The organism is Paenirhodobacter populi (assembly GCF_004022215.1).
In the GTDB taxonomy this organism is placed as follows: Bacteria; Pseudomonadota; Alphaproteobacteria; order Rhodobacterales; family Rhodobacteraceae; genus Rhodobacter; species Rhodobacter populi.
In genome coordinates this window covers 55907-68161 of the sequence record NZ_SAUZ01000016.1, presented here as the reverse complement: position 1 = coordinate 68161, position 12255 = coordinate 55907, and the positions used below count along the sequence as shown (strand labels likewise).

The 12255-nt window shown below is 67.0% G+C and carries 14 protein-coding genes; 6 read left to right on the top strand and 8 right to left on the bottom strand.

Going from position 1 to position 12255, the window contains the following annotated elements:
- Positions 1 to 18: 18 nt before the first annotated feature.
- The gene (locus D2T30_RS14250; protein ID WP_164884312.1) at positions 19 to 450 is read left to right on the top strand and encodes an acyl-CoA thioesterase; all 432 of its coding nucleotides are present in this window, start codon (positions 19 to 21) and stop codon (positions 448 to 450) included.
- Between the two features lie 141 nt (positions 451 to 591).
- On the opposite strand, the gene D2T30_RS14245 is transcribed toward D2T30_RS14250, so the two are convergent.
- Positions 592 to 1353: an IclR family transcriptional regulator domain-containing protein gene (locus tag D2T30_RS14245; protein ID WP_128209419.1), complete on the bottom strand. Its 762-nt coding sequence runs from the start codon at positions 1351 to 1353 to the stop codon at positions 592 to 594.
- Between the two features lie 106 nt (positions 1354 to 1459).
- Here D2T30_RS14245 and D2T30_RS14240 point away from each other — a divergent pair, with 106 nt between their 5' ends.
- The 3 genes from D2T30_RS14240 to pcaF are packed head-to-tail and all read left to right on the top strand — an operon-like array spanning position 1460 to position 4063.
- Positions 1460 to 2194: a 3-oxoacid CoA-transferase subunit A gene (locus D2T30_RS14240; RefSeq protein ID WP_128209418.1), complete on the top strand. Its 735-nt coding sequence runs from the start codon at positions 1460 to 1462 to the stop codon at positions 2192 to 2194.
- Complete coding sequence (locus tag D2T30_RS14235) at positions 2191 to 2862, top strand: 3-oxoacid CoA-transferase subunit B (RefSeq protein WP_128209417.1); 672 nt, start codon at positions 2191 to 2193, stop codon at positions 2860 to 2862. Before D2T30_RS14240 ends, D2T30_RS14235 begins: the two co-directional genes overlap by 4 nt.
- Before the next feature lies 1 nt (position 2863).
- Complete coding sequence (gene pcaF, locus D2T30_RS14230; protein WP_128209416.1) at positions 2864 to 4063, top strand: 3-oxoadipyl-CoA thiolase; 1200 nt, start codon at positions 2864 to 2866, stop codon at positions 4061 to 4063.
- A 148-nt stretch (positions 4064 to 4211) separates the two neighbouring features.
- On the opposite strand, the gene D2T30_RS14225 is transcribed toward pcaF, so the two are convergent.
- The 5 genes from D2T30_RS14225 to pcaD all read right to left on the bottom strand — a co-directional run bounded on the left by D2T30_RS14225 (position 4212) and on the right by pcaD (position 7833).
- The gene (locus D2T30_RS14225; RefSeq protein WP_128209415.1) at positions 4212 to 5270 is read right to left on the bottom strand and encodes a 3-carboxy-cis,cis-muconate cycloisomerase; all 1059 of its coding nucleotides are present in this window, start codon (positions 5268 to 5270) and stop codon (positions 4212 to 4214) included.
- Between the two features lie 68 nt (positions 5271 to 5338).
- Positions 5339 to 5938, bottom strand: a complete 600-nt coding sequence (gene pcaG, locus D2T30_RS14220) for a protocatechuate 3,4-dioxygenase subunit alpha (protein ID WP_128209414.1) — start codon at positions 5936 to 5938, stop codon at positions 5339 to 5341.
- 1 nt (position 5939) lies between these two features.
- Complete coding sequence (gene pcaH / locus D2T30_RS14215) at positions 5940 to 6668, bottom strand: protocatechuate 3,4-dioxygenase subunit beta (protein WP_128184463.1); 729 nt, start codon at positions 6666 to 6668, stop codon at positions 5940 to 5942.
- Positions 6665 to 7051, bottom strand: a complete 387-nt coding sequence (pcaC, locus tag D2T30_RS14210; RefSeq protein WP_128209413.1) for a 4-carboxymuconolactone decarboxylase — start codon at positions 7049 to 7051, stop codon at positions 6665 to 6667. Before pcaC ends, pcaH begins: the two co-directional genes overlap by 4 nt.
- Complete coding sequence (pcaD, locus tag D2T30_RS14205) at positions 7048 to 7833, bottom strand: 3-oxoadipate enol-lactonase (protein WP_128209412.1); 786 nt, start codon at positions 7831 to 7833, stop codon at positions 7048 to 7050. The genes pcaC and pcaD overlap by 4 nt, the downstream gene beginning before the upstream one ends.
- A gap of 86 nt (positions 7834 to 7919) precedes the next feature.
- On the opposite strand from pcaD, the gene D2T30_RS14200 reads away from it, so the two are divergent.
- Positions 7920 to 8834, top strand: a complete 915-nt coding sequence (locus tag D2T30_RS14200; RefSeq protein WP_128209411.1) for a LysR substrate-binding domain-containing protein — start codon at positions 7920 to 7922, stop codon at positions 8832 to 8834.
- Between the two features lie 119 nt (positions 8835 to 8953).
- Here the strand turns inward: D2T30_RS14200 and pobA are convergent, their stop codons facing one another.
- Positions 8954 to 10123: a 4-hydroxybenzoate 3-monooxygenase gene (gene pobA, locus D2T30_RS14195; RefSeq protein ID WP_128209410.1), complete on the bottom strand. Its 1170-nt coding sequence runs from the start codon at positions 10121 to 10123 to the stop codon at positions 8954 to 8956.
- A 131-nt stretch (positions 10124 to 10254) separates the two neighbouring features.
- Here pobA and D2T30_RS14190 point away from each other — a divergent pair, with 131 nt between their 5' ends.
- The gene (locus D2T30_RS14190) at positions 10255 to 11076 is read left to right on the top strand and encodes a helix-turn-helix domain-containing protein (protein WP_241651291.1); all 822 of its coding nucleotides are present in this window, start codon (positions 10255 to 10257) and stop codon (positions 11074 to 11076) included.
- Here D2T30_RS14190 and D2T30_RS14185 read toward each other — a convergent pair whose 3' ends face one another.
- Positions 11077 to 12039: an MBL fold metallo-hydrolase gene (locus tag D2T30_RS14185; RefSeq protein ID WP_206612971.1), complete on the bottom strand. Its 963-nt coding sequence runs from the start codon at positions 12037 to 12039 to the stop codon at positions 11077 to 11079.
- Positions 12040 to 12255 lie beyond the last annotated feature (216 nt).

The window sequence follows — 12255 nt, the reverse complement described above, 5'->3', positions numbered from 1 at the left end:
GGCTTTCAGGAGGCAGACATGACAGAGGCATTTCAGTGGCAGCGGCGCGTCGGCTTCGGCGATTGCGACCCGGCGGGCATCGCCTACACCGGCACGCTGAGCAACCTCGCGCTTGAGGCGCTGGATGTGTTCTGGGAAGAGATACTCGACGGCAAGGGCTGGTATCGGATGAACACCGAATACGGCTTCGGCATGCCCTTCGTGCATATGGAGATGGATTTCAAGGCGCCCGTGATCCCCGGAACGCCGCTGGTATTCTCGGTGGCGCCCGAGGCGGTCGGCCGCAGTTCGGTGCGGCTGCGCCTGAGCGCGGAGCAGGGCCGGGTGCTCCGATTTACCGCGTCCTTCGTTTCTGTCTTCGTCACGACGCCGGGAATGGAGAAGATCCCCGTGCCGGAGATTGTCCGCGCGGCGCTTGCGCGTCGTTTCGGGCCGGATGCGGGTATCTAGGGCGCTCCGGAACGGGCCGCGGGGCGAACGGAGGGGTAGGAGGGGGCCAGCCCCCTCTTTGCGCTGATGCGCAAATTCACCCCCGGGATATTTATGGAAAAACGACGGCAGAAGGCGCTTGGCTGTAGCGCAGACGCCGCATCAGCCGCGCAGGACGCGGCGCAATCCGTCCTGCACCTTGAGCAATGCAGGCAGATAGAGGGTTTCCAGTTCCCCGGGCGCGGTCTGCACGGCGGCGACGCCGGTGTTCAGCGCCGCGACCACGCGCCCCGAGGTGGAATAGAGCGGCACGGCGATCGAGCGCAGGCCGATCTCGACCTCCTGATCGATCAGGGCATGTCCATCGACCCGGGCCAGGCGGATGCGGTCCATGATGTCGTCGGGATGGGTCAGGCTCAGCGCCGTGCGCGGCGTCAGGTCCGACCGTTCGACGATGGCGCGGGCCTCGTGTTCCGGCAGCGCCGCCAGCAGCACCCGCCCGAGCGAGGTGGAATGCGCCGGCAGCCGTGATCCCGGCATCAGCCCGATCGACATCACCCGCCGCTGCGCCGCCCGCGCCAGATAGACGATTTCCGTCTCGTCCAGAATGGCGACCGAGGTCGACTGCCCGATCCGCTCCGACAGCTGATCGAGCCACGGCTGCACCACCTGCGCCAGCGGCAGCGCCGCCAGCGTCCCCATGCCAAGCCGCAGAACCCGTGGGGTCAGGGTGAAGAACTTGCCGTCGTAATCGGCATAGCCCAGCTCATGCAGCGTCAGCAGGCAGCGCCGCGCCGTGGCCCGGTCGAGCCCCGTCGCCTCCGCCACATCGGCGATGGCAAGGCGGGGATGTTCGGCGCGGAAGGCCTCGATCACCTGAAGCCCCTTGGCCAGAGAGGCGATGAAATCGGTTTTGTTCACCATGCGCACAGGATTGGTCACATATAGAACAAATGTCAACAAGCGCACGAAATTCCTAGGCCAGACCCTCGCCCGGGCGTAACTTCCGCCCGACAAGCAGGAGGAGTTCATGGACAAACGCATTGCCACATTGGCCGAGGCGGTCGCGGATATCCCCGACGGCGCCACGGTGATGATCGGCGGTTTCGGCGGCTCGGGCGCGCCGATCGAGCTGATCCACGCGCTGATCGACCGTTTCCTTGCGACCGGCAGCCCCAAGGACCTGACCGTCATCAACAACAATGCCGGCAACGGTCATGTCGGCATCGCCGCGCTGATCGAACAGGGCATGGTGCGCAAGATGGTCTGTTCCTTCCCGCGCTCGGCCGATCCGCGGGTCTTCACGGACAAATATCTGGCGGGGCAGATCGAGCTGGAACTGGTGCCGCAGGGCACACTGGCCGAGCGTATCCGTGCAGGCGGGGCAGGGATCCCGGCCTTCTTCACGCCGACCTCTTTCGGCACGGACCTTGCCAAGGGCAAGCCGGTGCAGGAATTCGAGGGGCGGTCCTATGTGATGGAACGCTGGCTCAAGGCCGATTTCACGCTGATCAAGGCGGAGCTTGGCGATCACTACGGCAACCTGACCTACCGGATGGCGGCGCGGAACTTCAGCCCGATCATGGCGATGGCCGGGGCGAAAACCATCGTGCAGGTGACCCGCGCGGTCGAACCCGGCGGGATCGAGCCCGAGAACGTCATCACCCCCGGCATCTTCGTCGACGCGATCGTCGAGGTTCCGGCCCCCGCGCAGGAAGAGGCGCTGAACCGCGCCGACACGCATTACCCTGAGGTGCAGGCATGACCGCGAAACTTTCCAACGCGCAGATCGCCTGGCGTGCGGCGCAGGACATCGCCGATGGCGCCTATGTCAACCTTGGCATCGGCTTCCCGGAAATGGTGGCGAAATTCCAGCCCCCCGGCCGTCAGGCGGTGTTCCACACGGAAAACGGTGTTCTTGGCTTCGGCGAGGCCCCGGCTCCGGGGACCGAGGACTGGGACCTGATCAACGCCGGCAAGAAGGCGATCACGCTGAAACCGGGCGCGGCCTTTTTCCACCATGCGGACAGCTTCGCGATGGTGCGCGGCGGGCATCTGGATGTGGCGATCCTCGGTGCCTATCAGGTGGCCGAGACCGGCGATCTGGCGAACTGGTCGACCGGGCCCAAGGGCGTTCCGGCGGTGGGCGGCGCGATGGACCTTGTGCATGGGGCAAAGCGGGTGGCCGTGCTGACCGACCATGTGACCAAGGACGGCAAGCCGAAGCTCGTGGAAAAATGCACCCTGCCGCTGACCGGCGTGGGCTGCGTGACGCGGGTCTATACCTCGCTCGCCGTGGTGGATATCGAGGACGGGCATTTCGTCTTGCGCGAAAAGGTTGCGGGGCTCAGCTTCGACGATCTGCAGGCGGTGACGGGGGCAAAGCTGCATCTCGGCGGCCCGGTGGCCGATATCGACGTGCCGGAGGTGTGACATGACCGAAGTTTTCATCTGCGACTATATCCGCACACCGATCGGGCGTTTCGGCGGGGCTCTGGCCTCAGTCCGGGCCGACGATCTGGGGGCGATCCCGCTGAAGGCACTGATGGAGCGGAACGCCGGTGTGGACTGGGCCGCGATCGACGACGTGATCTTCGGCTGCGCCAATCAGGCGGGCGAAGACAACCGCAACGTCGCGCGGATGTCGCTGCTGCTGGCGGGGCTGCCGCTTGAGGTGCCGGGCACGACGATCAACCGGCTGTGCGGATCGGGCATGGATGCGGTGCTGACCGCCGCCCGCGCGATCAAGGCGGGCGAGGCCGAGATCATCATCGCCGGCGGCGTCGAAAGCATGTCGCGCGCCCCCTTCGTCATGCCCAAGGCGGAATCCGCCTTCAGCCGCGGGGCGGAGATCCACGACACCACCATCGGCTGGCGCTTTGTCAATCCGCTGATGAAGGCGCAATACGGCGTCGATTCCATGCCGCAGACCGGGCAGAACGTCGCCGACGATTTCGGCGTCAGCCGCGAGGATCAGGACGCGATGGCTCTCCGCTCGCAGGCGAAGGCGGCGGAGGCACAGGCGAACGGGCGGCTCGCGGCGGAAATCACTCCGGTTTCCGTCAAGCAACGCAAGGGCGACCCGGTTATCGTGGACCGCGACGAACATCCGCGCGCAACGACGATGGAAACGCTTGGCAAGCTGAAACCGCTGTTCCCGAACGGCTCGGTCACCGCGGGCAATGCGTCCGGCGTGAACGACGGCGCGGCGGCGCTGATCATCGCGTCAGAGGCCGCGGCGCGGAAATACGGACTCACGCCGATCGTGCGCATCCTCGGCGGGGCGGCGGCCGGTGTGCCCCCCCGCATCATGGGGATCGGCCCGGCGCCCGCGTCGAAAAAGCTGATGGCGCGGCTTGGCCTGACGCAGGACCAGTTCGACGTGATCGAGCTGAACGAGGCTTTCGCCGCGCAGGGTCTTGCCACCTTGCGCGACCTCGGCATCGCCGATGACGACGAACGGGTGAACCGCAACGGCGGCGCGATCGCGCTTGGCCATCCGCTCGGCATGTCGGGCGCGCGGATCACCGGCACGGCGGCGCTGGAACTGGCGAAGACCGGCGGCAAGCTGTCGCTGTCCACCATGTGCATCGGCGTGGGGCAGGGGATCGCCATTGCGCTGGAGCGCGTCTGAAACATCACGGGCGCGGGGCTCCCCCGCGCCCGAGAAGACCCTCTTCCCGTCGTTTTTCCATAAATATCCCGGGGGTGAATTTGCGCGTCAGCGCAAAGAGGGGGCTGGCCCCCTCCTACCCCTCCATAATCCCGACGCCGGACTGGTATTATTCCGGCATCCCCATCCGCCGGACCTGACCGGCCAAAGCCTGCGCCGCGACCAGCGCCCGGCCCGTCGCCTGCGCCATCTGCGGCAGCACCATCCATTCCAGCGCCCAGGCCGCGCCCGAGCGTTCCTGTTCATGCACCAGCGCCTGATGCATCGCGGAAACCTGTACCGCGTTGAACCGCGCAAGCGTCACCAGCAGCTCCGCCAGCACCGGGTTCTGCTTGTGCGGCATCGCCGAAGACCCCCCGCCGCCCACCAAAGCGATTTCCGAAATCCCCTGCTGCGCCATCAGCGCCATATCCTGCCCCATCTTGCCAAGCGTCCCGGTCACCAGCGACAGGAACGACGCGAATTCCGCCACCCCGTCGCGCATCGCGTGCCAGGCGCGCGGCGCGGGCGCCAGATCGAGCGCCGCCGCGACATCGGCCACGATCCCGTCGGCCTTGTCGCCAAGCGCGAAACGATCGCCCGAGGCGCCGCCGATCTGCACCTTGGCCACGCGCGGGCGCAACTCGGCCAGCCGCGCGCGATGATCGGCCAGCGGCAGCAGCCAGGGCGCGATACGGTCATGCACGGTGATCTCGGTCGCGGCCTGCATCCGGGTGCGGCCCATCAAGGGCTCCTTGCCGAAGCGGGCGTCCAGCGCCTCCAGCGCCCCGGTCAGTTCCGCCAGCCGCGCGTTGATCACCGCCAGACTGTCGCGCATCGCCATCGCGAGCGCCGTGTCGATCACGTCCTGCGAGGTGGCGCCCTTGTGAACCGCGCCTTTGGCCGCGCCCGCCGCAGCCTTCATCTGTGCGGCCAGATGCGGCACGACCACGCCATCCGTGCCCGTGCCCGCGCGCAGATCGGCCATGTCGAACGCCATCGCCGCGATCGCCTGCGCCGCGGCCTCGGCCTGCGCCGGATCGGCCATGCCGGCGCGGCCGAGCGCGCGGCTCCATGCCACCTCAAAAGCCCGCATCCCGGCCAACTGCGCCTCGGGCGACCACAAAGCCGCCAGTTCCACATCGGCGAACAGTCCGCCAAGCCAGGGGTGGTCGAATACGTCGGTCATGTCATCCTTCCCGAAATGACGAAACGGCGCGGCCTGAAACGCCGCGCCGTCCGCAAGTTACTCCGCGATCAGATGTCGAGGAAGACCGTCTCCCCCGCACCCTGCAGGCGGATGTCGAAGCGGTAGCGGTTCTCGCCGATCTTCTTAGCGATCAGGGTATCGACGCGCGGCCGCTGTTCGATCCGGGCGAGGAGGGGGTCTTCGGAATTGTCCTCATCCTCGAAATAGATGCGGGTCTGCAGGCCGATGTTGATCCCCCGCGCCACGATCCAGAGCGAGATATGCGGCGCGAACGGTTTGCCATAGCGCGAGGGCACCGGGCCGGGCTTGACGGTGCGCAGGCTGAATTCCCCCGTCACCGCATCCGCCCCGAACCGGCAGAGGCCGGAAACGGCGGGATCGGCGCCGTCCTGCCCCGGGAACCTGCCCGCCGCATCCGGCTGCCAGCTTTCGATCATCGCATCGCGCAGCGCCCATCCGGTGCCATCGTAGACGGATCCGACGATCTCGATCACCGTGCCCTGCACTTCACCCGAGATCGGCGAAACGCCGATCTCTTCCTGATAGCTGCCTGGATTGCCGGCATAGGTCGGCATCAGGCCGATATGGACATAGGGCCCGGCGGTCTGCGACGGGGTTTCGGCCAGGTAATTCAGCGGCTGGACCATCTCACATCCCCTCCAGCTTGTTTTCGAACATGGTCTGACGCCGCCCGCGCAGGACGATGTCGAACTTGTAGGCGAGGAAGTCGAGCGGCCGCGAGAACGCCATGTCGAGCGGCGCCACCAGCCGGTCAAGCTGCGAGCGGTTGCGGATCGTCGCGGCGATCGGGCAGCGGTCGATCAGCGGGTCGCCCTCGAAATACATCTGCGTGATCAGGCGCTGGCCGAAGCTGTGACCATAGACCGAGACATGGATATGCATCGGCCGCCAGTCGTTGCCGCGGTTCGGCCAAGGGTAGGCACCCGGGCGGATCGTCAGGAACTGATAATAGCCGTTCTCGTCGGTCAGCGTGCGCCCGCAACCGCCGAAATTCGGGTCGAGCGGCGCAAGATAGCCGTCCTTCTTGTGGCGATAGCGGCCGCCGGCGTTCGCCTGCCAGATCTCGACCAGCGTATTCCGCACCGGCCGGGCGTTTTCGTCCAGCACATGGCCATGCATCAGGATGCGTTCGCCGATGGCGGGCGCGGCGCCCTTGCTCCAGTTCAGGATCAGGTTGTTGTCGAGCGCCCCCAGCCGTTCGTGGCCAAAGGTCGGGCCGGTTTCCTCGGACGGGCCGGATTCCATCGACAGCAGCGGCAGGTTCGGCGACCGTGCCACGGATGTCTTGTAATCGGGATAATAAGCTAGCGGATGCATCTCGCGGTTGCGCGGGATCAGCGGGCCTTGGTCGATCATTCGGATGCCGCCTCCATTTCGGCATAGGTCTGTTTCGCCAGTTTGATGGCGTGGTTCGCGCGCGGGACACCGGCATAGACCGCCACATGCTGGAACGCCTCCATCACGTCCCTTTTGGTGGCGCCGGTGCGGGCCGTTGCGCGGATATGCATCGGGATTTCCTCGAAATTCCCCGTGGCCGCCAGAAGGGCGAGCGTCAGCATCGACCTTTCGCGCCGGGTGATCGCGTCCGAGGCCCAGACCGTCCCCCAGGCGGAGACGGTGATCAGTTCCTGAAACGGCAGGTCGAGGTCCGTCTTCGCCGCCTCGGCCCGGTCGACATGCGCATCGCCCAGAACGGCGCGGCGGGTTTCCATGCCTTTGTCAAAGCGGGCGTCTGTCATCGGGCGGTCCTTTCCAGAAATTCGGTCAGCAGTTTCGCGGTGGCGGCGGGCTGTTCCACGCAGGGAATATGTCCGGCCTGCGCGATCAGGTGGAAGTCGGCGCCGCAAAGCGCCGCCGTCGCGCGCACCAGATCCGGGGGGGTCGAGCCATCCTGATCCCCCGCCAGCGCCAGCACCGGCAGGCGCAGCCCGCGCGTGCTTTCGGTCAGGTCGGTGCCCGCGATCGCCGCGCAGCAGCCGACATAGCCCTCGACCGTGGTGCGTTTGAGCATGTTGCGCCACAGCGCATATTCCGGGTTTTCGGTGCGGAAGGGCGCGGTGAACCAGCGTTCCATGATCGGCCCTTCCAGCGCGGCGATGCCGCCTTCGCGGATCGAGGCGATGCGGGTGGTCCACATCCCGGCGCTGCCGATCTTCGCCGCCGTGTCCATCAGCACCAGCGCACGCACCAGATCGGGCCGCTTCGCCGCCAGCCCCTGTCCGATCAGCCCGCCGATCGACAGGCCGACGAAGGTCACATCGGTCAGGCCCAGCCCGTCGCAGACCGCTTCCGCATCCGCGATCAGCGTTTCCATGGCGTAAGGCGCGGGCGTGGCATCGGACAGGCCGTGGCCGCGCTTGTCGAACCGCACGATCCGCAGCCCGGCGGGCAGCAGCGGCAAAAGCGCATCCCACACCCGCAGATCGGTGCCGAGCGAATTGGCGAACACCACCACGCGGCCCGCACGCGGGCCTTCGTCACGGATGTGAAGGGTGGCGTCTGATGTCTGGATTGTCTGCATGTCTTCCCCCTGATCCTTTTATGGCATGACAAATGCGCCGTGAAAATTATAATGATCAACTGAACGCATAACGTATGGGTTATGAAATGCTCAGTCCACATCTGCGCCTGCGCCATCTGCGCTGCTTTCTTGAGGTGGCGCGCCTTGGCAGCCTGTCCGCCGCGGCCGAGGCGCTGCATGTCAGCCAGCCCGCGGCATCCAAGACGATCCGCGAACTGGAAGAGATCCTCGGCACCGCGCTCTTCGACCGCTCGGGCCGCAGGCTCAGCCTGACCGCGGCGGGGCGCGTCTATCAAACCCATGCGGGAACGGCGATCCTGGATCTGGAACGGGCGCAAAGGCTGGTGCGCGATCCGCCGAAGCAGCGGCCCCGGGTGCGGGCGGGCGTTCTGCCGACGGCGGCGACGGGTCTGGTGCCGCATGCGGCGCTGGCCTTCCGCGCCGCGCATCCTGAGGTGCTGATCGACGTGATGACCGGGCCGAACTGGCTTCTCCTCTCGCTCCTGCGCGAAGGTCAGCTCGACCTCGTGGTCGGCCGGATGCCGCAACAGGGCAATCACGAGGGGCTCAGCTTCCGCCGTCTCTACTGGGAAAAGGTGGTGCCGGTGGTGCATCGGGGCCATCCGTTGTTGCGGCCGGACTGGGACTACGGCGAGCTTGCGCATTACCCGCTGATGCTGCCGCCACAGGGCGCGCTGATCGCCGCCGCCGTAGGGAACTGGCTGCATTCCGTGGGGATCGAGGATCCGCAACCCGCCTATGAAAACGTCTCGCTGGCCTTCGGGCGCGAGGTGGTTCTGCAATCCGACACCGTCTGGTTCATCTCCGAAGGCGTGGTGCGGCCCGAGCTGGAATCCGGCGCGCTGGCGGTCCTGCCGATCCGCAACGACCTGCTGGGCGGGCCGGTGGGCATCTCCCTGCGCGAAGGCGGCGCCCCCTCGCCCGAGGCGGCGGGCCTGATCGCGGCGATCGACCATGCCGCGATCGGGCTCGGGGCGTGACCTTCCCCCGGGAAAACGGCCCGCTCCCATCATCTTTCCATAAATATCCCGGGGGTGAATTGGCCGAAGGCCAAGAGGGGGCTGGCCCCCTGCCTCCCTATTCGCCCACGCTCCGATCCCTAATAGGGCAATCCCACATAATTCTCCGCCAGATCCTTGCGCGCGGTTCCCGATTCCGCCAGATGCGCCAGCGTCGCGCGGCGCATCTGCGCGGCAAAGCCGTCCTCGCCGTCGAACCGGTGCAGCATGGTCGTCATCTGCCAGCTGAAGCGCATCGCCTTCCAGATCCGGCGCAGGGCGCGCTCGGAATAGGCGTCGATGCCTTTTTCGTCGCCGGTCTTCAGCGCCGCGATCAGCGCCTGATGCAGGTAGAACACGTCCGAAACCGCCAGATTCAGCCCCTTCGCCCCGGTCGGCGGCACGATATGCGCGGCATCGCCCACAAGGAACAGCCGGCCCCAGCGGAGCGGCTCGGACACGAAACTGCGCAGCGGCGCGATCGACTTTTCGATCGACGGGCCGGTGATCAGCCGTTCCGCCGCCTGTGAGGGGATGCGGCGCCGGAACTCTGTCCAGAAGCGGTCGTCGGACCAGTCCTCGACCCTGTCGGCCAGCGGCACCTGCACGTAATAGCGCACCAGAGCGGCGTTGCGCATCGAGGCCAGCGCGAAGCCGTGGGGCGAACTGGCGTAGATCAGCTCGTCGTTCACCGGCGGCGTGCGCGACAGGATGCCAAGCCAGCCGAACGGATAGACCCGCTCGAACTCTCGCCGTTTCTCCGCAGGGATGGTCTTGCGCGACACGCCATGAAACCCGTCGCAGCCCGCAACCCAGGCGCAGGTCAGGCTGCGGCTCTCGCCGTTCTGGGTGAATTCGACGCGGGCCTGCGCGCCGTCCAGGTCGAGGATCCGCACATCCTCGACCCCATGCAGGATGGTCGTGCCCATCGCGTCCTGCGCCCGATACAGATCCTGCGTCACCTCGGTCTGGCCGTAGACCATGACCTTCTTGCCGGTCAGCGCCTTGAAGTCGATATGCACCATCAGATCGGCATCGGTGATCCATGTGCCGTCATGGGGGAAGCCCTCGGCGTCCATCCGCGCGCCGACGCCCGCCTCGCGCAGCATCTCGACCGTGCCCCATTCCAGAATGCCCGCGCGGATCCGCGACAGCACATGATCCCGGTCCGAGCGTTCCAGAATGACGGTGGCGATCCCTTCGCGGTTCAGCAGTTGCGACAGCAGAAGGCCCGACGGCCCGCCGCCGATGATGACGACCTGAGTATCCATGCGCATGTTCCGATTGTTCTCCCTGCCCCCATTCCTATCCGTCGCGGGGCCGGGCACGAATGGACGGATGCGGCAATGTCTGGTATTTTTCGTGCATGAAAACGTCATCGCAAGATTCCGCCAGAATCCCGGTGTTCAACCTGTTCGGGGAAACCGGGGCCTTTCCGGATGTGATCCATTGCGAACGGATATGGGATCGGGCGCGGCTGCACGACTGGGTGATTTCCCCGCACCGCCACCGTGAGATGGCGCAGCTGTTCCACATGGGCCGCGGCGCGGCGCGGGTCCGGGTGGACGGACGCGAGGTCCGGCTGGAGGACGGCGATTTCCTGTTCGTCCCGGCGCAGGCCGTGCATGGATTCGCCTTCCGTCAGGGGTGCGAGGGGCTGGTCCTCTCCTTCCCGCTGACCGTCGTGACCGGCTTTGCCCCCGACGCGCTCCGGGGCCGGCTGGCGCGCCCGATCCATGGCGAGGCCGATCCCCGCATGCTGTCCTTGCTGGACCAGATCGCCGCGACCTTTTCCGGGACGGGGCCGTTCCGCGCGCCGCTGCTCATCGCGCTGGCGCAGGGGGTTCTGGCCATCGCCGCCGAGATCGCGCTGCGCAAGGCCGAGCAGGTCGAACCGCTGTCGCAGCGGCGGATGCTGGAATTCGACCGACTGATCGGCGCGCATCTGGGCGAGGGCTGGGGGGTGGAGGATTATGCCTCGGCCCTGTCGATCACCCCGGGGCATCTGAACCGGATCTGCCGCGCGGCGATCGGGGAAAGCGCGCTGCGCCATATCGAGGCCGCCGTGATGACCGAGGCGAGCCGCCTTCTGGCCTTCACCCGGCTGCCCGTCGCCGAAATCGGCTACCGGCTGGGCTATGCCGATCCGCCCTATTTCTCGCGCCGGTTCCGCGCGGTGCGGGGGGAGACGCCGACCGCCTATCGCGCCCGTTTCGACGGCTGATCAGTCCCAGGCGGCATCCGGAAACAGGTCGAGCGGGATTTTCAGGTAGCGTCGGCCATTGGCCTCGGGCTCCGGCAACCGGCCGCCGTTGATGTTGACCTGCAGGGCCTGCAGGATCCGGTTCGGCATCGGCAGGGTGCGGTCCCGCGCCGTGCGCATGGCGACAAAGGCCTCGCGCGTCGGGCATTGCGTCAGGTGGGTGTTCGTCGCGCGCTGCGTGGCCGGGGTGCTTTCCCATTGCGGCGCCCGGCCCTCGGGGCAGTAGTCATGCCCGGTGAACAGGCGCGTGTCGTCCGGCAGGGACAGGATGTCCTGAATGGAGTCCCACAACGCCCCCGCGCTGCCGCCGGGGAAATCCGCCCGCGCCGTGCCGGCGTCGGGCATGAAGATCGTGTCATGCACGAAGGCCGCATCGCCGATAAGATAGGTGACCGAGGCCAGCGTATGCCCCGGCGAGGCGATCACCCGCCCCTCGATCCCGCCGATCCGCAAGCTGTCGCCCGGCGCGAACAGGCGATCCCACTGCGATCCGTCCACCGCCAGACCGGGCCAGTTGTAGATGTCGCGCCACAGAGCCTGCACCGCGCGCACTCCGGCACCGATCGCCATCGGCGCGCCGGTCCGCAGTTTCAGGTAATGCGCGGCCGAGAAATGATCCGCATGCGGATGGGTGTCGAGGATCCATTCCACGCGCAGGCCCCGCGCCGCGATGAAATCCAGCAACCGGTCGGTGCTGGCCGTGGCGGTGCTGCCGGATCTTTCGTCGAAATCCAGAACCGGATCGATGATCGCCGCGGCGCCCGAGGCGGGATCCGCCACGATATATTGCAGCGATCCGGTGCGGGCGTCGTGAAAGACGAAGACATCGGGCGAACCCGCGCCGCGCGATGCGGACTGCCCGGTGGGCGCGGGCTGGCTGACAGAGGCGCCTCCGCCCGGAACGCTGTCGACAGGACCGGCCATTCTGGCTCCTTTCCGCGGTTCACGCCATGCGGGGTGGAAACGTCCCGCCGGGGGGGCAGTTCCGGCGCGGCGCATCGGGTTTCCTATGACGCAGGATCGTTTCCATATGCGCGATCTTAGCCGGGACGCGGTAAAGGTCCAGCCGGGGCCACGGCCCGCCGGCGATCACTTGCCTGCGCGTCCGGCGGGGAGGATTTGACAGGGGGTCGGCGCTTC